Origin of the sequence: Albidovulum sp., assembly GCF_049646345.1 — a bacterium.
Classification (GTDB): Bacteria; Pseudomonadota; Alphaproteobacteria; order Rhodobacterales; family Rhodobacteraceae; genus Albidovulum.
This window is the reverse complement of sequence record NZ_JBARVQ010000660.1, coordinates 1-20225: the sequence shown is the minus strand read 5'-3', so window position 1 is coordinate 20225 and position 20225 is coordinate 1. Positions and strand designations below refer to the sequence as shown.

General features: G+C 64.3%; 18 protein-coding genes. 9 read left to right on the top strand and 9 right to left on the bottom strand.

Annotated features, from left to right (window positions below; all coding sequences use genetic code 11):
• Nucleotides 1-69: 69 nt before the first annotated feature.
• Nucleotides 70-837, bottom strand: a complete 768-nt coding sequence (locus WBB85_RS17320) for an FG-GAP repeat domain-containing protein (protein WP_432639844.1) — start codon at nt 835-837, stop codon at nt 70-72.
• The gene (locus WBB85_RS17315; RefSeq protein WP_432639843.1) at nt 837-1160 is read right to left on the bottom strand and encodes a 2Fe-2S iron-sulfur cluster-binding protein; all 324 of its coding nucleotides are present in this window, start codon (nt 1158-1160) and stop codon (nt 837-839) included. The genes WBB85_RS17320 and WBB85_RS17315 overlap by 1 nt, the downstream gene beginning before the upstream one ends.
• Nucleotides 1161-1271: 111 nt before the next feature.
• Here WBB85_RS17315 and WBB85_RS17310 point away from each other — a divergent pair, with 111 nt between their 5' ends.
• The 3 genes from WBB85_RS17310 to WBB85_RS17300 all read left to right on the top strand — a co-directional run bounded on the left by WBB85_RS17310 (nt 1272) and on the right by WBB85_RS17300 (nt 5639).
• Nucleotides 1272-1643: an OB-fold nucleic acid binding domain-containing protein gene (locus WBB85_RS17310; RefSeq protein ID WP_432639842.1), complete on the top strand. Its 372-nt coding sequence runs from the start codon at nt 1272-1274 to the stop codon at nt 1641-1643.
• An 87-nt stretch (nt 1644-1730) separates the two neighbouring features.
• Nucleotides 1731-2996: a diaminopimelate decarboxylase gene (lysA, locus tag WBB85_RS17305; protein WP_432639845.1), complete on the top strand. Its 1266-nt coding sequence runs from the start codon at nt 1731-1733 to the stop codon at nt 2994-2996.
• A gap of 45 nt (nt 2997-3041) precedes the next feature.
• Nucleotides 3042-5639: a TIGR02302 family protein gene (locus WBB85_RS17300; RefSeq protein ID WP_432639841.1), complete on the top strand. Its 2598-nt coding sequence runs from the start codon at nt 3042-3044 to the stop codon at nt 5637-5639.
• Nucleotides 5640-5662: 23 nt separating this feature from the next.
• Here WBB85_RS17300 and WBB85_RS17295 read toward each other — a convergent pair whose 3' ends face one another.
• Nucleotides 5663-6601, bottom strand: coding sequence for a zinc-ribbon domain-containing protein (locus tag WBB85_RS17295; protein WP_432639840.1), 939 nt, complete (start codon nt 6599-6601; stop codon nt 5663-5665).
• Nucleotides 6602-6811: 210 nt separating this feature from the next.
• Between WBB85_RS17295 and WBB85_RS17290 the strand changes: the two genes are divergently transcribed.
• From WBB85_RS17290 to WBB85_RS17275, 4 genes are read left to right on the top strand one after another with little or no spacing between them, the layout of a single operon-like run.
• Nucleotides 6812-7483 carry a cell division ATP-binding protein FtsE gene (locus WBB85_RS17290; RefSeq protein WP_432639839.1) on the top strand — a complete coding sequence of 224 codons (672 nt, stop codon included), beginning with the start codon at nt 6812-6814 and terminating at the stop codon, nt 7481-7483.
• Nucleotides 7480-8385, top strand: coding sequence for a cell division protein FtsX (locus WBB85_RS17285; RefSeq protein ID WP_432639838.1), 906 nt, complete (start codon nt 7480-7482; stop codon nt 8383-8385). The genes WBB85_RS17290 and WBB85_RS17285 overlap by 4 nt, the downstream gene beginning before the upstream one ends.
• Nucleotides 8382-9119: a lysophospholipid acyltransferase family protein gene (locus WBB85_RS17280; RefSeq protein ID WP_432639837.1), complete on the top strand. Its 738-nt coding sequence runs from the start codon at nt 8382-8384 to the stop codon at nt 9117-9119. The genes WBB85_RS17285 and WBB85_RS17280 overlap by 4 nt, the downstream gene beginning before the upstream one ends.
• Before the next feature lie 3 nt (nt 9120-9122).
• Nucleotides 9123-9728, top strand: coding sequence for a pyridoxamine 5'-phosphate oxidase family protein (locus WBB85_RS17275; RefSeq protein ID WP_432639836.1), 606 nt, complete (start codon nt 9123-9125; stop codon nt 9726-9728).
• A 218-nt stretch (nt 9729-9946) separates the two neighbouring features.
• On the opposite strand, the gene WBB85_RS17270 is transcribed toward WBB85_RS17275, so the two are convergent.
• From WBB85_RS17270 to dusB, 6 genes are all read right to left on the bottom strand, one after another.
• On the bottom strand, nt 9947-10684 hold the full coding sequence (locus tag WBB85_RS17270) for a peptidase (RefSeq protein WP_432639835.1): 738 nt from the start codon (nt 10682-10684) through the stop codon (nt 9947-9949).
• Nucleotides 10685-11118: 434 nt separating this feature from the next.
• Nucleotides 11119-12528, bottom strand: a complete 1410-nt coding sequence (locus WBB85_RS17265) for a sigma-54-dependent transcriptional regulator (protein ID WP_432639834.1) — start codon at nt 12526-12528, stop codon at nt 11119-11121.
• On the bottom strand, nt 12525-14798 hold the full coding sequence (locus tag WBB85_RS17260; RefSeq protein ID WP_432639833.1) for an ATP-binding protein: 2274 nt from the start codon (nt 14796-14798) through the stop codon (nt 12525-12527). Before WBB85_RS17260 ends, WBB85_RS17265 begins: the two co-directional genes overlap by 4 nt.
• A 100-nt stretch (nt 14799-14898) precedes the next feature.
• Complete coding sequence (locus tag WBB85_RS17255) at nt 14899-16266, bottom strand: response regulator (RefSeq protein WP_432639832.1); 1368 nt, start codon at nt 16264-16266, stop codon at nt 14899-14901.
• Nucleotides 16266-17345: a two-component system sensor histidine kinase NtrB gene (locus WBB85_RS17250; RefSeq protein ID WP_432639831.1), complete on the bottom strand. Its 1080-nt coding sequence runs from the start codon at nt 17343-17345 to the stop codon at nt 16266-16268. Before WBB85_RS17250 ends, WBB85_RS17255 begins: the two co-directional genes overlap by 1 nt.
• Entirely contained in the window at nt 17342-18334 is a 993-nt protein-coding gene (dusB, locus tag WBB85_RS17245; protein WP_432639830.1) for a tRNA dihydrouridine synthase DusB, read from the bottom strand. Before dusB ends, WBB85_RS17250 begins: the two co-directional genes overlap by 4 nt.
• Before the next feature lie 188 nt (nt 18335-18522).
• Between dusB and WBB85_RS17240 the strand changes: the two genes are divergently transcribed.
• Together WBB85_RS17240 and WBB85_RS17235 are read left to right on the top strand one after the other, a co-directional pair.
• Complete coding sequence (locus WBB85_RS17240) at nt 18523-19650, top strand: bifunctional 2-C-methyl-D-erythritol 4-phosphate cytidylyltransferase/2-C-methyl-D-erythritol 2,4-cyclodiphosphate synthase (RefSeq protein WP_432639829.1); 1128 nt, start codon at nt 18523-18525, stop codon at nt 19648-19650.
• Complete coding sequence (locus WBB85_RS17235) at nt 19647-20147, top strand: phosphatidylglycerophosphatase A family protein (protein WP_432639828.1); 501 nt, start codon at nt 19647-19649, stop codon at nt 20145-20147. Before WBB85_RS17240 ends, WBB85_RS17235 begins: the two co-directional genes overlap by 4 nt.
• Nucleotides 20148-20225: the final 78 nt, after the last annotated feature.

Genomic DNA, 20225 nt, shown 5'->3' with positions numbered 1-20225 from the left:
CCCCGACCCGCCGGGAGGGCGCTGCCCTCCCGGACCCTCCCGAGGTATTTGGGCCAAGATGAAAGATGATCAGTTGCAGCCGACGATGGAGCTGAAACTGTCCGCCCCCCGGTAGCGCGCGAAATCGCGGCTGGTGAGTTTGCCATTCGCGAGTATGGTGCCAAGGATCCGGCTCCAGTCAGCCTTGGCCGTCAAGATCGTCGGGCGGCCATTGCAGGTGGCGATACGCCCCTGAATGAAGGCGTCGCCGATTCTGTGATTGGTCAGGCCCTGCGCCTCGGCGACCGGCACAAGGCGAGTGCCTTCCAGCCGAACGATCTTCAGCGTCTTGCCGAGATGCGGGGTTTCGACATAGGCGATTTCTACCCGCCCATCGCCATCAAGATCGGCAGCGCCGATGGGGGCAAGCCAGCGGAAGCGGCGACCGATGAAGGGGGTGGCGGCGCGGCGGGTCAGGGTTTTCCCGTCCAGAGCCCAGACCGCAAGCCGGGCGCCCTTCTGCTGGTGGCTTTCAACCACGATGATTTCCGGCGTGCCGTCACCGTCAAGATCGACAATACGGGGGGCAGTATCCTCGAAGACCAGGTCGTCGGGCAGCCGGATCCCCAGCGTATGGCCGCCATCGGTCCGCACCATCAGCGTTGTGTGTTCGATCGTATCGCCCAGCGCGCCATGCGGATAGCGCCCCGTCGGGCCCTCGTAGCGCGCCCAGTCGATGTCCCTCGCCCCGGTCGAAAGTGGCGCCAGCAACACCAGCCAAAGCACGCCCGGCCAGAGCGCGCGGCGGGCAAAAGACAACACGGGGCGCAACAGCGGACGCCGCGCCCCCTCCGGCATCAGATCTGCTTTTCTGGCATGAAGACCTTCAGCCCGTCCAGAGCGTCCGACACTTTCAGCTGACAGGTCAGGCGCGAGCGGGCCGGGTCGGGCTCATAGGCGAAATCGAGCATGTCTTCTTCCATCGCATCCTTGCCGGGCAGTTTTTCCACCCAGGCCGGATCGACATAGACATGACAGGTCGAACAGGCGCAGGCACCGCCGCAATCGGCCTCAATCCCCGGTATGCCATTGTCCCGCGCGCCTTCCATCACGGTCAGCCCGTTTGCCACCTCGACCACATGTTCGGTGCCGCCAAATTCCACATAGGTAATCTTCGCCATCGTTCTGCCTTCGCAATCTTAACGTGTTCTGGCCGACATAGGGGAATTTTTCCGCTTTTGCCAGAGTCGCATGACTTTTCGGACCCTCAATATTGTTCTATATTTGTTCTTATGCTGAGTGATTACCATCCCTTGCAGGACTGGCCGCGCCCGCCTGCCGCCCTGCCCCATGCAAGGCTGAACGAGCCGCCGCGCGGGGCGCTGGTGACGGTGGCGGGGCTCGTGCTTGTCCGTCAGCGGCCGGGCACTGCCAAGGGCGTCATCTTCCTGACGCTGGAAGATGAGACCGGGGTCGCCAATGTGGTCGTCTGGCAGAAGGTCTTCCTGCGCTTCCGCCGCGCGGTTGTGGCGGGGCGGCTTTTACGGGTCACCGGCCGGTTGCAGCGCGACAGCGAGGTTGTCCATATCGTCGCCGAGCAGATTGAGGACATCTCCGACATGCTCGACGACTTGCTGCGCCCGCCGGGTGCCGGTCGGGGCTGACAGGCCGAAACGACGGCGGCTTTTCTTGTGTCCCGCAATGCTCTACATCGGCGCGAACCGATGGACGCAAGGCAAGGCCCCCACGACATGGATCACTTCCTCTACCGCGACGGCGCGCTTCATGCTGAGGATGTGGCGATCTCCGAGATTGCCGCGACGGTCGGAACGCCTTTCTATGTCTATTCGACCGCCACGCTGGAACGGCATTACAAGCTCTTCGAAGAGGCGCTCTCGCCCCTGCCCCATCTCATCTGTTTCGCGATGAAATCCTGCGGCAACCTCTCGGTGGTCCGGACGCTCGGCGCGCTTGGCGCGGGCGTCGATGTGGTTTCCATCGGCGAATACCTCAAGGCAAAGGCGGCGGGCGTTCCGGGTGAACGCATCGTCTTTTCCGGCGTCGGCAAAACGCGGGAAGAGATGCGCGTGGCACTTGAGGGCGGTATCCGCCAGTTCAATGTCGAGAGCGAGCCGGAACTTCACGCACTGAGCGAGGTCGCATCCTCATTGGGACTTCGCGCGCCGGTCACCATCCGGGTCAACCCGGATGTGGATGCGAAGACCCATGAGAAGATCGCGACCGGCAAGAAGGAAAACAAGTTCGGTATCCCGATCAGCCGCGCGCGAGAGGTCTATGCCCAGGCCGCCAAGCTGAAGGGGATCGAGGTCATCGGCATCGACGTCCATATCGGCTCGCAACTCGTCGATCTGGTGCCGTTCGAAGAGGCCTATCTCAAGGTCGCGGACCTCACCCGGCAACTTCGCGCCGATGGCCATGACATCCGCCGCCTCGACCTCGGCGGTGGGCTTGGCATTCCCTATGAGCGGTCAAACGCCGCGCCCCCCCTGCCGCTCGACTATGGTGCGGTGATCAAGCGCACGGTCGGCGATCTGGGATGTGAGGTGGAGATTGAGCCGGGGCGGCTGATTTCCGGCAATGCGGGCCTTCTGGTGAGCCGCGTCATCTATGTGAAATCGGGCGAGGAGCGTGATTTTCTTATTCTTGACGCGGCGATGAACGATCTGATCCGCCCGTCGATGTATGGCGCGCATCACGATATTGTCCCGGTGGTCGAACCCGCCCCGGCAACGCTGCCGCAGCCCTATGACATTGTCGGCCCGGTCTGCGAGACGGGGGACACGTTCGCCAAGCAGCGTGCCCTGCCGCCGATGCAGGCGGGTGAACTGGTGGCCTTCCGGTCCGCCGGGGCTTACGGCGCGGTCATGGCCTCGGAATACAATATGCGGCCGCTGATTCCCGAAGTTCTCGTCCATCAGGATCAATTCGCCGTAATCCGTGCCCGTCCCACCTATGACGAAATGATAAACCGCGATAGCATGGCCCCGTGGCTCTGACGCGCAATCCCGCGCGTCGGCCTGAAACGGAGACCGGCAACCGGCGTGAGAAAGGTCAAAGCCCTTCCGCATGAGGCGCTGAGGCGCCTCAAATGGCCCGTGCGCATCACGCGGGCCGGGATGGCAGCTGAGCGGATCACGACGGGGTTCTGGCCGGTCTGGACGATTCTCTTTGCCGCGATCGCCGCTTTGGCACTGGGGCTGCATGACAGCCTTCCGGTCGAGGCCGTCTGGATCGGTGGCGTTCTGGCGCTTGGCGGTCTTGGCTGGGCTCTGATCGGCGGCATTCGCGGGTTCCGCTGGCCGACCCGGTCCGAAGCGCTGGAGCGGCTTGACCTGACCATGCCCGGCCGCCCCATCGCAGCACTTCAGGACAGTCTGGCACTCGGGCATGAGGACAAGGGGTCCGCCGCCGTCTGGCGCGCCCATATTGCGCGTATGGCCGACCGGGCGGTGGGCGCAAAGCCCCCCTCGCCCGATCTGCGTGTGTCGCGCCGCGACCGCTTTGCCTTGCGTTATGCCGCCTTCACCGCCTTTGTCGTGGCCCTTCTTTTTGGCTCGCTCTGGCGCGTGGCCGAGGTTCCGGGCCTTGTGGCGCCGTCAGGCACGGTCAATGCCGCTGCCGGGCCGTCCTGGGAAGGCTGGGCCGAACCGCCCGCCTATACCGGCCTGCCGAGCCTTTACCTCAACAGCATCGATACAGCGGAACTGACCCTGCCCGAAGGCACACGTTTCACCTTGCGTCTTTACGGTGACGCAGCGGCGCTGACGGTCGAGGAAACCGTGTCGGACCGCCCGCCGGTCGACCCTGAAGGCGGGCAACCCGTCGACACGGCCACGGTCCGCGCCATCGACTTCGAAGCCGTCCGGAACGGCACGCTCTCCATCACCGGCGAAGGCGGGCGCGACTGGCGGCTGGTCATCGTGGCCGATGACGCCCCCACCGTCAAAGTCACCGGCAAAGTGATGAAAGAGGCCCATGGCCGCATGTCGCAGCCCTTCCTTGCCACCGACGACTATGCCGTCACCTCTGGCCGCGCGGTCTTTGAACTGGATCTTGAGGCCATCGACCGCCGCTACGGGCTTACCGCTGAGCCTGAGGCGCGCGAGGCGCTGGTCTACGACCTGCCGATGCCGATCAGCGGCGACCGGTCGGAATTCAACGAGGCTTTGGTGGAGGATGCATCGAAGCACCCTTGGGCCAATCTGCCGGTCAAGCTGACGCTTGAAGTGCAGGATGGCCGCGACCAGACCGGCCAGAGCGAGACCGAGCATCTGGCCCTGCCCGGCCGGACATTCTTCGACCCGGTCGCCGCGTCGCTGATCGAGCTGCGCCGCGACCTTCTCTGGACCCGCGACAACGGCAAACGCGTCAGCCAGATCCTGCATGCACTGACCCACCGGCCTGAAGGGCTTTTGCGCAACGAACGTGCCTATCTGATGATCCGGGTGGCGATGCGCAGGCTCGATGCTGCCCTCGGTCAGGGCCGCCTTAGCCCCGACATGCGCGACGAACTGGCCGACGCCCTGTGGGAGATCGCCGAACTGATCGAGGATGGCGGGCTGGCCGATGCGCTGGAACGGATGCGGCAGGCGCAGGAGCGTTTGTCAGAGGCGATCCGGCGCGGTGCCTCGCCCGAGGAAATCCAGCAATTGATGGATGAGTTGCGGCAGGCGACCGACGATTACATCCGCAAGCTGGCCGAGAATATGGAACGGCAGGGCGCCGATGAACCGAACCAGCAGGCCCAGAACAACCAGTCGATCACCGGCGATCAGATCCAGGAGATGATGGATGAGATCCAGCGCCTGATGGAGGAAGGCCGTATGGCCGAGGCGCAGGAGCTTCTGGAACAGTTCCAGCGGATGATGGAAAACCTGCGCGTGACCGAGGGCCAGAATGGCGAAGGTCAGCAGGGCCCGGGCGGCAAGGCGATGGAAGATCTACGACAGACCTTACGCGAACAGCAGGGCCTGTCGGACGAAGCCTTTGGCCAGTTGCAGGAACAGTTCGGTCAGAACGGTCAGGAAAGCCAGCAACAGGGCGAACCCGGCCAGCTGGGCGAACAGGGCCAGGGCGAGCAGGGGCAACAGGGTGAGACCGGACAGGACCCGAACGGTCGCGCCGACGGCAACGGGATGGGGGAGCGTAGTCTCGCCGAACGCCAGCGCGCCCTGCGCGAAATGCTGCGCCGTCAGGAGGGCGGATTGCCCGGTGACCCGTCAGCCGAACGCGACGCCGCGCGGCGCTCGCTGGATCAGGCGGGTCGGGCGATGGATGGCGCAGAAGAGGCATTGCGCGACGGCGATCTGCCCGACGCGCTGGAACGTCAGGCCGAAGCAATCGAAAACCTGCGCGAGGGGCTGCGCAGCCTTGGCGAGGCGCTGGCCCAGAATCAGGCGCAGCAGCCGGGCAATCAGGGCGAGGCTTTTGGAGATGGCACGCGTGAGGTGCCGCGCGATCCCCTTGGCCGGACCACCGGGATGTCAGGTCGCCTCGGAACCGACGAAAGCATGCTGCAAGGCACCGATATCTACCGCCGGGCCCGCGACCTGATGGACGAAATCCGCCGCCGCACGGGCGAGCAAACCCGACCGCCAGTAGAGTTGGATTACCTGAAACGGCTGCTCGATCGCTTCTGAACAGCGGGGCGGACCTCAGCCGGTCACGCCCCCCCTGTCGATTCTTTCAGCGATTCGGTCAGCGACTGCATCTGCACGTCGAGCCAGATCCGTGCAGCATTCACGCCCTCGACATAGGCGGTCAGCGACGGTTCCAATGCCGGAACCGCGTTTGAAATGGCCGGGGCGAGCACATAGATCAGCACCGCACCGAAAGCCAATATCAAGGTGGTCAAAAAGCCGCGCCGGAAGCCGGATTGCTGACGGCGCGCCAGCGTTTCCGGTGCATCGACCGCTGCCGGTTCATCGCCGCGTTCCGAGGTCGCGGTCAGGGTCGACTTGATCTCTTCGATATCGGGCAGGAGTTCGCGACGCGACGCCCGGCTGGTCAGCGCATCGTCATCCAGATCGTCCTCATCCCCGCGCACACGGACGACGCGGTCGCGGGTTTTGCCGTCATTAGCCGCCGCCACCGCCGCAAGGCCAAGATCGGGTTGCGATTCCAGTGCTGCCTCTTCAACCTTGCGGACCCGGGTTTCGCGCTCTGCCTCTTCGCGCAGCACGCCCAGAACCGCGTCATCCAGCTTACGCCGCCGCAATTCCGGTTTCGGTGCGACGGGCAGAACTTCATCCTCGCCGTCGTCGCTGTCATCCTCTGCCGCAGCATCCGGTGCTTTACTCGGCACGTCCGGTGTGTCGGCCTCATCCGGCCCGGGCGAAGTATCGCGGCCCCGCGCCTTGTCCGCTTTCTGAACTATGTCCAGAGCCTCAGGCGCATCCCCGGCATCGGCCGCTTCCCCATCCGAAGCAGCCCCGGCCTCCGCGCCCGAATCGCCGTCATCCTGCCAGCGCGGCGCTGCCGCCTCTTCAACAGCGGCTTTGGCTTCCGGCAGCTCGGCCGTGGCCGGAGACTGAAACCACGCATGACCGCAATTCGAGCACTGGACATCGCGGCCCGTGTCGGGGATGACGCTCTCGTCCACCTCGTACTGCGCACCACAGCTCGGGCAAATTAACCGCATGTCGCTCCTACCGGTTCCACCAGCCACAATCGCGGTCCATCCGACCGCTTCGTCTTTGTTATGGATATGTTGTAGCAAGCAAAGTCGCGGGCTCCAAGCCTTGTCAACACCAATGGGTGCAACCGCGACACCCTGCCATGCGATCGCACAGACAGGCGGAAGGCGGCAGCAATGATCGAATTCAGCAAAGTTGACTACGGCTATGGCGGATCACCGCTGTTGCGCGGGGTGAATGTTTCGCTGGCTCCGGGGTCGTTTCATTTCCTCACCGGTCCTTCCGGCGCAGGCAAATCGACGTTTCTCAAACTGTGTTACGGCGAATTGCTGCCGGTATCCGGGACCGTCGCGGTCTTCGGACAGGACTGCGCCACAATGGGGCGCGACGATATCGCGCTTCTGCGTCGGCGGGTCGGGGTGGTGCATCAGGACTGCCAGTTCCTCGACCATCTTTCCATGGCCGAAAACGTGGCCTTGCCGCTGACAGTGTCTGGGCAGGTCACGACCGGGGCTGAGGTGAAGGAGCTTATGAGCTGGGTCGGTCTTGCCCGGCGGGCCGAGGCGTTGCCACCCTCGATGTCGGGCGGCGAACGCCAGCGCGCGGCCCTTGCGCGCGCGGTCATCATGTCGCCCGACATGCTGATCGCGGATGAACCGACCGGCAATCTTGACTGGGAGATGTCGCTGAAACTGCTGACCCTGCTTGTCGAACTGAACCGCATGGGCAAGACGATCCTTGTCGCGACCCACGATCTGAACCTGATCCGGGCGGCCAAGCCACAGGTTCCGGCACGGGTGCTAAGGATCAAGGACCGCAAGCTGGACCTCGCGGGGTCTGACCTGTGAGCGGGCTCGTCGATCGCCTCAAACATCTGATCCCGGCCGAACCGCAGGTGGACCGCGTCGTGCCCCCCAGCGGCACGACCGCATGGCTGACCTTTTCCAGCGCCGCCGCAATGGCCTTCCTCGCGGTTTTCGCGCTGGCACTTTGCGTCGCAACAGGACGGCTGTCCGACCGCTGGTCGGCGGCCCTTGCCCAAAACGCCACGATCCGCATCTCGGCCCCGGCAAGCGAACTCGCGGCCGAGACCGCCGCCGTGCTTCGGGTCCTGTCCGAAACCCCCGGCATCGCCTCGGCCCGTGCGATCGCGCCCGATGAGATGCAAGGGCTGCTCGCCCCCTGGCTGGGGCCGGATCTGCCAGTCGACAGCCTGCCCTTGCCGCAATTGATTGACCTGACCGAAACCGACGCCGGATTCGATGCCGAGGGGTTGCGGCTGAGATTGTCAGCCGAAGCCCCGGCTGCCATCCTTGATGACCACACGCGCTGGCGCCGCCCGATGGTTCAGGCGGCGGATCGTATCAGGGCGCTAGGGCTTTTCGCACTGATCCTCATCGGTGCGGCAACCGCCGCCATGGTCACCCTTGCCGCCCGCGCCGCGCTTGCGACCAACAGCCAGGTGATCCGGGTTCTGCGGCTGGTCGGTGCCCGCGACACCTATATCGCCCGCGCTTTCGTGCGCCGTTTCACCCTGCGTACGCTTTTCGGCGCGCTTGCCGGGACACTCACAGGCATGTGTGCCATAGCCCTCATGCCATCCACGTCCGAAACCGGCGGCTTCCTGAGCGGTCTAGGTTTCACCGGCGCCGGCTGGTTCGCACCGCTGGCAATTCCGCCCCTTGCCGCTATCGTGGCCTTCGCCGCGACCCGCGCGGCGGCGCTAAGAAGCCTCAGGGAGGTACAATGAGACTGCTTCTGCAATACGTCCTGTCGGTGATCTTCATCGTGCAGATGTATCTGGCGATGGTGATCTACGCGCTTTACTGGACGCCCATCGCGATCTTCCGGCGCAAGGCGGCATTCAGCGCCGTTCAGGCCTATTGCCGCTGGGTTCGGGCCTCTGCCGCTATGCTGGTCGGCCTGAAATCCGAAATCCGCGGCGAAGTTCCGACTGACGAAGTGCTGATCGGCGCCAAGCATCAAAGCTTTTTCGACATCATAATGATCGTCTCAGTCGTGCCGCGGCCCAAGTTCATCATGAAAAAGGAACTGATGTGGGCGCCCATCGTCGGCTGGTACGCCAAACGGCTGGGCTGCATTCCGGTCGATCGCGGCAAGCGCGGACAGGCGGTCAAGAAGATGGTGGCGGATGTGAAGGCGGGCACCAGCTGGCCCGGGCAGCTGATCATCTATCCGCAGGGCACCCGCGTCGCGGCGGGCGCGACGCGGCCCTACAAGGTCGGTGTCGGCGTCCTTTATTCCCAGATCGGACAGGATTGCGTTCCTGCGGCCACCAATGTCGGCGTCTTCTGGCCGCGTCACGGTCTTTTGCGCAAGCCGGGGCTGGCGGTGGTGGAATTCCTGCCGCGCATTCCAGCGGGCCTTTCGGTCGAGGCATTCATGGAACGGATCGAACCCGAGGTGGAAGGTGCCTCCAACCGGCTGATGGCAGAAGCAGGGTTTGAGGTGAAGGAGGGCTGACAGATGCAGGCCATCACCACCATCGAGGAGTTGGAGTGCCATTACGGCATCCCTGCCCCCGCCTCCATCGTCAAGGTCGCGCGGCGGATGACCCCGACCTATCGCGCCTGGATCGACCGTGCGCGGCTCTGTATCCTGTCCACCGTCGGACCCGAGGGCACCGATGCCAGCCCGCGCGGCGATGATGGCCCGGTTGTGCGCGAGATTGACCCCGGCACGCTCGCCCTGCCCGACTGGAGAGGCAATAACCGCATCGACAGCCTGCGCAACATCGTCCGCGATCCGCGCGTCAGCCTGATGTTCCTCGTCCCCGGGTCGAACAATGTGGTCCGGGTGAATGGACGCGCCAGCGTGACGGCCGATCAGGCCCTCTGTGACAGCTTCGCGCGCGACGGCAAGAGCCCCCGCACGGTGATCCTGATCGCCATCGAAGAGGTCTATTCCCAATGCGCCCGCGCGCTGATGCGGGCCCGGACATGGGGGGATGGCGACCAGTCCGGGGGCCTCCCGACCATCGGCGACATGCTGGCCGAGATGAGCCAGGGAGAGATCGACGGGGCAGCCTATGACGCGGAATGGCCGGGACGGGCCGCCCAGTCACTGTGGTAGCAAGACACGCAGTGCGACGCTCTTTGGATATGTGGCACTGTTAGAAGTTCGACCATTTTTGCATGTGTGAGGGTCTGCATTCAGGACAAAGCGTCAGTTCCCTGCGGGCGCTCAAACGGCTGCTATGGACGTTTGGCGATAGCCGCCAACACTGCCTGAGACGCAAGGGAAACATCGCGGCAGGCACATCAGTTTTGCACGCATGCACGGATAGTCGATCATGCCAGAATATGAAGCGGGATTTTTGCGAAACTGGTTCTCAGCGCTTTCGACCAGCCCTCGCTCATCCGCCGGAAATCCGCATCCCCCGGTTCGATCCGGCGCTGGAAGCCGACCTTGCATTCGTCGTTTCGGATCACCGCCAGATCGAGCGGCATGCCGACGGATAGGTTCGAGCGGAGCGTCGAATCCATCGACAGCAGAACCGCCTTCTCGCCGTCCTCGATGGAGGTTTCGGGCCTTACGATCCGGTCGAGGATGGGCTTGCCGTATTTGTGTTCACCCACCTGCAGGAACGGCGTATCGTCCGTCGCCTCGATGAAATTGCCCTCAGGGTAGATCAGGAACATCCGCATCCGCCCGCCCTTGCGCTGGCCCGCCACGATCATGGAGGCCGCGCCGAACTGGCCGTTGGTCTTCAGCCGCTGGTCATTGGCGTCGCGCACCGACCAGAGCGTTTCGCCCACGATCTCGGCCACTTTCAGCATCGTCGGGGCCATCAGGATGGAGGTTTCAGGCGTCGCCTCGGGGTTTTCGATGGCCTCTTGCAGTTTCGCCAGCGTCGCCTGCGTCACCGACAGGCTGCCGGCCGTCAGGATCGCGATGACCCGCTCACCCGGGACTTCGAACGAGAACATCTTTCGGTACGAGGAGATATGATCGAGCCCCGCATTGGTGCGGGTATCGGACAAAAGCACCATGCCCGCATCCAAGAGGAGCCCTACGCAATAGGTCATGATCGTCTGTCCTTTCCCCTGACCGAGCTACAGTAGGAGGTCGCGCGGGTGCCCGCAATCCCGCCCATGCAAGAGGGTCAGGGCGCGGACGTTGCTGCCATTGCCGCATGCGCAACATAAGCCGGGCGGGGGCCCGCCCGTGGGGTGACGCAGCGACCATTATTCAGGGTGCTTTATGGCAACAAAGCCCCTCTGACCTCACGCGAAGCGCGCTGCCGCAAAAGCGCCAGCCCGCCGGGACGGGCAGGCGCTCGCCCGGCGCCTTCGGCTTGGTTCCGGGCGAAAGGGCGCTGGAGGCAACGACCGCAATGGGCTCAAAACCGCCGAAATTCCACTGCGGCACGGCATATCGGTAAACTGTAAGGTGGGTTTAAACCCACCTTACGTAAGCGCCGAAGGTCATAACGACCCTCACCGCGCCGCGACCGCTGCCCTCAGACCTCTTCTTCCTCGTCCTCCAGATGCGCCACGCGGGCGCCGGATTTGGAGGTCGTCACCACGCCCAGCGATTTCAGCTTGCGGTGCAGGGCCGAGCGTTCCATCCCGACAAAGGTCGCGGTCCGGCTGATATTGCCGCCGAACCGGTTTATCTGGGTCAGCAGGTATTCACGTTCGAACAATTCGCGCGCCTCGCGCAACGGCAGCGTCGCAAGCCCGCCCGACAGGACCACCCGGCCCTCTTCCGCCGGGCCGTCGCTTTGTCCCGGCAGTTCCTTGGCGTCGATCGCCCCGCTTGTCTCACCAAGGATCAGCACCCGTTCGATGACATTCCGAAGCTGGCGGATATTGCCCGGCCAGGCCATCGTCTGCATCAATGCCTCGGCTTCCTCCGACAGATCGCGCAGCGGCAGGCCCTGACTTTTGTTGAACCCGGCAATGAAGTGGTTCGAGAGTTCGGGAATATCCTCGCGCCGCTCTTCCAGCGACGGCACCTCTATCGGCACGACATTCAGCCGGTCATAAAGCTCTTGCCGGAAGCGCCCCCCCGCGATCTCGGATGACAGGTCGCGCGTTGTCGAGGATATGACCCGCAGGTCGACGCGCACCTTGTCGGCCCCGCCGACCCTGGTGAATTGCTGCTCGGTCAGTACCCGCAGGATCTTGGACTGGGTGCCAAGCGGCATGTCAGCAACCTCGTCGAAATAGACGACGCCGCCATGGGCTTGCTCCAGCAGGCCCTTTTCAACCCCGCGCTCTGCCGTCTCGCGGCCAAAGAGCACCTCTTCCATCCGCTCAGGCTCAATCGCCGCCGAGGCGACCGACACGAAGGGCCCGCTCGCGCGGTTGGAATTCACATGGATATAGCGCGCGGCCACTTCCTTGCCCGATCCCGGCTGACCGGTCAGCATCACCCGCCCGTTCGACTTCGTGACCTTGTCGAGTTGCGCCTTCAGCGCCCGGAAGGAATGCGACGACCCGATCATGTCCGAAGAACTTACATCGCGGCGACGGAGCGAGGCGTTTTCGCGGCGCAGGCGCGAGGTTTCCATCGCCCGGGCGATCACCACCGTCAACTGGTCGATGTTGAAAGGCTTTTCGATGAAATCGTAGGCCCCCTGCTTGATCGCCGCGACCGCGATCTCGATATTGCCATGGCCCGAGATGATGATGATCGGCACATCCGGATTGTCGCGTTTGACCGTTTTCAGAATGTCGATCCCGTCCATCCGGCTGTCCTTCAGCCAGATATCCAGCACCATCAATGCTGGCGGTTCGTTGTTGATCTCGGCCATGCATTCGTCGGAATTCGACGCAAGCCGGGTTGTGAAACCTTCGTCTTTCAGGATGTCCGAGATAAGTTCACGGATATCGCGTTCGTCATCAACGATCAGAATGTCGCTCATCTGTCACCTCCGGCCGTTTCAACGGCTTTCTCTTTCTGCCCTCGCCCAGCCTTCGCCCGGGGCAGGCGAATCTCGGCCATCGCGCCGCGTCGGGCGCCCTCACTAAACGGTTCGGCATCGGTCAGGATGAGCGTGCCGCCGTGTTCCTCGATGATCTTCTTGACGATGGGAAGGCCAAGCCCTGTCCCCTTTTCGCGTGTCGTCACATAAGGCTCGAACAGCCGTGCCCGGTCTTCGGGCAGGCCGATGCCGTTATCCGCAATGCGGATCGTCACCAGTTCCGGCGCGACCGTCATCGACACGCGCACTTCGGGTGCATAGCCCTCGGGCACACCCGCCTCGGTCAGGCTTTCAATCGCCTCGCCGCCATTCTTGATCAGGTTCGTCACGGCCTGCGAAATCATGGTCGCGTCGAGTTCGACAGTCACCGCTTCCGAAGGCAGATCGGCCACCAGTTGCGCCCCGTGCAATGCGCCGTCCTGCAAGGTCACCGCATCGCGCATTAGCTTGGTCAGGTCGTGGTCGCGCCGGTCGGGTTCGGGCATCCGGGCGAATTTGGAAAACTCGTCGACGATGCGGCGAAGATCGCCGGTCTGACGCACGATGACATCGGTCATCTGGCCAAGCGTTTCAGCCTCATCCCCCACGAGGCCGATGAACTTGCGGCGGATGCGTTCGGCGGAAAGCTGGATCGGGGTCAGCGGGTTCTTGATCTCATGCGCGATGCGGCGGGCGACATCGCCCCAGGCCGCCATACGCTGTGCGCTGACAAGTTCGGTCACATCGTCAAAGGCGACCACATACCCTTCCAGTCGATCTTCGGCATTGCGCCGGATCGCCATGCGCACCAGCAGGCTTTCCAGCCGCCCCTCGCGGCTGACCTTGATCTCTTCCTGCGCCACCTCGCCGATCCCGTCACGAAGCCGGTCGAAGAGGGCGGCGAATTCCGGCACGGCCTCGGCCAAGGGGCGGTCATGATCGGTGACTTCATCAAGACCCAGAAGCCGTGTCGCCGCGCGGTTGAGGAAATCCACATCGCCCTCGGCATCAAGTCCGATGACCCCGGACGTGACCGACGAAAGAACCGAGTCAAACAGCCGCCGCCGCCGCTCGGTCACGTGGTGACTGTCCATCAGCGCCTCGCGCTGGGTGTTCAACTGCCGCGTCATCTGGTTGAAGACCCGGCCGAGCATGGCGATCTCATCGTCGCCCTCTTCCTCCACGACCTGCACTTCCAGATCGCCCGCGCCAACCCGCTGGGCCGCCCCGGCAAGCCGCCCCACGGGCCGCGACAGGCGTTCGGCGAACCAGAGCCCCATCCAGATCGCGGCAAGAACCAGAAGCAGCGCGAAACCAACATAGACAAGACCGAATTCAAACAGCACCCGGCCGCGCGAGGCCTCCAGCTGCTGATAAAGGGCGACGGTCGCCCGCGTTTCATCCAGCAGGTTCAGGATCTGGCCATCGACATTGCGGCTGACATAAAGCAGGCGGTCGGCAAAGGCAGGAAGCGCGATCAGCGCGCGGAATTCGTTGTTGTCCCAATCCTCGATCATCACCGTTTCGCCGGATTGGGCCCGGGCGATCTCATCATCGGTCGGCTTTTCGAAGTCGAACAGATAGCTGCGTTCGCCGCGCGCCCTGATCTCTCCCGCACCGTCGACCACATAGGCCTCGCGCAGGCCCCGCTGGATCTGGGTCTGGCCCTGGGTCAGAAGCTGCCTCAGATCGCTGTCGGGCAGGAAGACGGTCGTTTCCTTGGTCCGGTTCAGATAATCGGCCAGCGCCCCGGCATCCGTGACCAGATCGTGGCGGTGTTCTTCCTGATAGGCCTCGGCCGCGGTCAGCGAGGTGCCGACGACGCCCCGGACTCGGTCCGAGAACCACCCCTCAAGACCGATATTGACGGTAAGCCCGGCAAAAACCGCGACAAGGATTGTCGGCACAAGCGCGATCCCGGCAAAGACCCCGGTCAGGCGCATATGCAGCCGCGATCCGGCCGATTTTGCCCGCCGCGCGGCGATCATACGGGCGAGGCGTGACAGGACCATGCCGCCAAGGGCGAGGAAATAGACAAGGTCGGCCAGCAGGATCAGCCGCAGCGAATTGGATTCGGCCCCCTGACCGAACGGCCCCAAAGCCACAAAGGTCGCAAGTGCCAGGATCGGACCGAGCACCACCAACCCGACCGTCACAATGTTCTGGAAGCGCCGTTGCCGCCGCAACCGCGTGAACCGTTCCCATGATGCACTGCGCGCTAAGCCCTGCACGAGGCCTGCCCCTGATCTTGCGCCGCAATCGCGGCCTTCGCCGATATATCGTGATCCTTACACCTGCTGACGCAGATGGGCCACGGTTTGTGTTGCTGTTTTACATCAACTTACGGCGCCGTGTCACGCGGATATCGAGATCCGTGATCTTCTTTCTCAGGGTATTTCGGTTGATGCCCAGAAGATCGGCGCATTTCGCCTGATTTCCCCCGGTGGCATCCAGCGCAATCTCGATCAGCGGCAGCTCCATTTCCTTCAGAATCCGGTCGTAGAGCCCCGGCGGCGGCAACCCGTCACCATGCAGATCGAAGTAACGCCGCAAATGGCGCGCAATGGAGGAGGACAGCCGTTCGGCAGGCTCTTGCGCATCGCTGCGCGGCAATGGGGCGGGTGTGCCGCCAAGGGCGGCCTCGACCTCTGCCTGGGTGATTTCGACCTCCTGCGCGGTCACGACCAACCGCCTGAGAGTGTTTTCCAACTGCCGCACATTGCCCGGCCAGCGATAGGCACGGATCAGCGCCATCGCTTCGGCGGCCAGACGCCGTGGGGGCAATCCGTCCCGTTCGGCCCGGGCAAGGAAATGATCGGCCAGAAGCGGGATATCCTCCACCCGGTCGCGCAGTGGCGGCACGGACAGCGTGACCCCGCCGATCCGGTAGAAAAGGTCGTCGCGGAAGCTGCCCGCCTCGATCCGTGCGGCCAGAGCCTGCTGGCTGGTGGCAAGAATGCGCGGCGCGGTGGCCGGCAGCACATCCAGCATACGCACGATCCTTCCCTGAGCCTCGGCATCGAAATCGCCGATCTCATCAAAGACGATGGTCCCGCCCCGCGCCCGCGACAGCACGGCTGAGGGGCCATCGACGCCTTGCAACTCAGCCGCCTGCACGATCACGAAAGGCAGGGTGCGCCGGTCGGAAAAATCGTGGATCGCGCGGGCCACCAGTGACTTGCCCGACCCGGACTCGCCGGTGATCAACACCGGCAGATCGGCATTCATCACCCGCGCCACAAGCCGGTAGAGCGCCTGCATCGCCGGGGTCCGGCCCACCAGCGGCAGGTCGTCCCCGCCTTCCCGCGGCGCGGGATCAGGCATTGCCGCCTTCCGCTTCTGGCTCAGCGCGCGGGCCGCGCGTTTCATCAGGTCGGGCAGGTCGAAAGGCTTTGGCAGATAATCATAGGCTTCGGCCTCGGCCGCCTGAATGGCGGTCATGATCGTATTCTGGGCCGAAATCACGATCACCGGCAGGCCGGGCCGCTCGGCCGCGATCTTCGGCAGTGCCTCGATCCCGTTGCCATCGGGCATGACTACGTCCGAGATCACCAGATCGCCCTTGCCCTCTTCGACCCAGCGCATCAGCGTGACCATGGACGAGGTCGCATGCACCTTGCACCCCGCCCGCGTCAGCGCCTGCGTCAGCACCGTGCGGATCGTGCGGTCGTCATCGGCGACAAGGACGGTTCCATCCATCAGGGCGTCTCCTCAGATTTCGATGCAACGGGCAGCGACAGGCGAAAGGTGGTGCGGCCGGGAACCGACTCGGCCGTGATCCAGCCGCCGTGATCGGCGACGATTTTGGACACCAGCGCAAGGCCCAGCCCGGTGCCATTCTCCCGCCCCGACACGAAAGGATCGAAGATATCGCCTGCAAGGTCCGGCGGAATGCCGGGTCCGTCATCGCTGATCTCGATCTGCAAGGGCAGCGACACGCCGCCACCATCGGCACGACGAAGCCGCAACCCGTGATCGTAATATGTGCGCAACCGGATCGTGCCCGCCGCGCCCTTCGCCGCCTCTGCCGCGTTCTTCAGAAGGTTCAGCACAACCTGCAAAAGCTGATCGGCGTCGCCGCTCGTCGATGGCAATGAGGGGTCGTAATCCTCGATTATCGTCATGTGCGAGGCGAAACCGACCAAGGCCGAGCGCCGCGCCCGGTCGAGCACATCGTGGATATTGACCGGTTTCACCTCGGGCGGGCGCAGATTTCCGAACTGTTCCACCTGCTCCAGAAGCTTTACGATCCGGCGGCTTTCCTCAACGATTAATTCTGTCAGTTCAATGTCTTCCGGGCCGAGGTTCATCGACAGCAACTGCGCCGCGCCGGTGATGCCCGCCAGCGGGTTCTTGATCTCATGCGCCAGCATCTCGGCCATACCGATGGCCGACCGCGCCGCCGTCTTCATCCCCGGCCCGCGCCCCAGCCTATCGGCCAGTTCGCGGGGTGAGATCATCAGGATGACGGTGCCGGGCTGTTCGGCCAATGGGGCGGCCTGAAGGTTGCAGATGACCGGTGCCCGGTCCCCGGTGCCGACATCGACGTCATTGATGAACAACGAGGAATGGTTGGCGCGGACCCGGGCAAAGACCTCTTCCAAAGGCGCGTCGATGGCCAGACGATCAAAGAGCGGCTGCCCCTTCAGCGCCTTGGCCGAGACATTCAGGAAGGCTTCGGCGGCGGGGTTCAACTCGACAGCACGGTCGCTATCGTCGATCAGGATCGCCGGGACGGGCAGCGAGGCCCAGAGTGTCGCGGCTTCGGGCAGGCTCATGCCGCGCGCCTTTTCGTATCGGCAAGGGCTTCCGCGATAAGGCGGAGCACCTCTGCCGGATCGGTGCAGGTCATCATCCGGGCGCGGAACGTGGGGTCAGCCCCGGCTTCATCCATGTACCAGCCCAGATGCTTGCGGGCGATCCGAACCGCCAGACCGGCTCCGTAAAAGCTCAACATCGCCTCGTAATGCTCTGATACCAAGTCAGAAAGCTTGTTACCCACCGGGATGACGGGTGCCGCCGCGCCGAACAGCTCCGCTGCAATCTCAGCCAGCCGCCAGGGCGCGCCCTGCGCCCCGCGCCCGACCATCACCCCGGTCGCGCCAGAGGCTGTCATCGCCGCGCGGGCTGAAGACGTATCGACGATATCGCCATTGGCGATCACCGGCACGGTGACCGCGTCCCGCACCTCACGGATCGCCGCCCAGTCCGCCGACCCCTTGTAGAACTGCTGCCTTGTGCGGCCATGGATGGTGATCATCCGCACCCCGGTCGCCTCGGCCCGCCGCGCCAGGACCGGCGCATTGAGGCAGTCGGTATCCCAGCCCAGACGGCATTTCAGCGTCACCGGCACGTCGACCGCGCCAACGACCGCCTCAATCAGGCTCAGCGCGTGATCGGGATCGCGCATCAGCGCCGAACCAGAGAGCCCCCCCGTCACCTTCTTGGCGGGGCAGCCCATATTGATGTCGATGATCCGCGCGCCCATGCCCGCCACGACTTTCGCGGCCTCGGCCATCGCCCGGGCCTCACGGCCCGCAAGCTGGACCGAGGTCGCGGTATTGTCGCCCAGGCCCAGATCGGTGCGCGCCTTGGCCCGGACCGAGGGCTTTTCAGTCAAAAGCTCGCCCGAGGCCACCATCTCCGACACCACCAGCCCCGCGCCGAACCGCGCCACCAGACGCCGGAACGGCAGGTCGGTGATCCCGGCCAGCGGGGCCAGAAAGACCGGCGGGTCCAGCGTGATATCGCCGAGCGTCAGGGCCAAATGCCTAATCCTTGTGCGGTTGCATTGGTCCTAAGCAGGCTTTGGAAAAAAGGCAACCGAAACGCCACGGTGCTACGCGTTCAGGCATGGACCGCCCAATTATTGGGCGCTGATGCCATCCGATGCGCGACAGCCGGGCATTGCCGATACGGCCCCGGCGGATTACAGCAGGGCAAACGGAGACTATCTTGACCGATACGGCAATCATCATCGTCGCGGCGGGACGCGGCACACGGGCGGGCGGCGAACCCAAGCAATGGCGGATGCTCGGCGGGCAAAGCGTGCTTGGCCGGACCGTGGCGGCGTTTCAGGGCGCCGGCCGGGTCATCGTCGTCCTTCATCCCGACGACATGGTGCGCGGGATCACTGAATTCGCCGGGAAGGTCACGCTGATCGCAGGGGGAGAGACGCGATCTCAGTCTGTGAGGAATGCGTTGGAAAGCATTGACCCGAATGAAATATCCCGCGTTTTGATTCACGACGGCGCTCGCCCCCTGGTCTCGCCAGCGCTGATCACCCGCGTGCGGGCCGCACTGGAAACCGCGCCAGCCGCCGCCCCCGCGATTGGCGTGACGGACGCGCTCTGGACCGGGGCTGATGCGAAGGTCACTGGCCTGCAACCGCGTGACGGGTTGTTCCGCGCCCAGACCCCGCAGGGGTTTCATTTCCCGGCAATCCTTGACGCCCACCGTGCGCATCCGGGCGGGGCTGCCGACGACGTAGAGGTCGCGCTGGCCGCGGGGCTTGACGTCGCCATCGTCGAGGGCGAGGACGACAATATCAAACTCACCTGGCCCGGCGATTTCGCCCGCGCCGAAAGGATGCTGGGGACTGGCATGGATATCCGCACCGGCAATGGCTACGACGTCCACGCCTTCACCGACGGTGATCACGTCATGCTTTGCGGTGTGCGGGTGCCGCATTCGAAGGCGCTGCTCGGCCATTCCGACGCCGATGTCGGCATGCATGCCCTGACCGACGCTATTTATGGAGCATTGGCCGAGGGCGATATCGGCCGCCACTTCCCACCCTCTGACCCAAAGTGGAAGGGCGCGGCAAGCCATATCTTCCTGACCCATGCGGCGGGGCTCGCGCGCGACAGGGGCTACACGATCTCCAACGCCGATGTGACGCTGGTCTGCGAACGTCCGAAGATCGGCCCGCATGCAATTGAAATGGCTGCGGAACTCGCCCGCATTACCGGGGTCGAACCCGACCGTATCAGCGTCAAGGCGACAACCTCAGAACGGCTGGGTTTCACCGGCCGCGAGGAAGGCATCGCCGCCATCGCCACAATCACATTGGTGAAGCCATGACTTTCCCGCGCCTGCTCGCCACCTGGTTCGGCACCGGCCTTCTGCGCCCTGCCCCCGGCACATGGGGATCGGCGGTTGCAGTTGCGTTGGGCCTTTTGATCCACGGGATCGGGCATTTCCCGCTTCTGCTGGCCGCCACCCTTATCGTCACGCCCATAGGTTTCTGGGCGACCGCGAAGACAGTCGCAGGGCAGGACGAAAAGGACCCGTCCGAGATCGTCATCGACGAGGTCGCGGGCCAATGGATAGCACTTCTCTTCCCCTCCGCCGGGTTCTGGTGGATGGGGCTCGACAGCTGGAACTTCCCCTGGCCGGGCTGGGTTGCGGCCTTCCTGCTCTTCCGTCTTTTCGACATCTGGAAGCCGGGGCCGATTGGCCGCGCCGACCGCAAGCACAGCGCTTTCGGCACGATGGAGGATGACCTCTGGGCCGGGCTTTTCGCCGGTATCGCCACGATCATCGCGGCGGGGCTGGCGCATGGGGTCATGGCGCTGTGACCCGGGCCGAACGCCTGCTGGCGCTCGCCCGCGCCAAGGGCGCGATGATCGCCACGGCGGAAAGCTGCACCGGCGGCA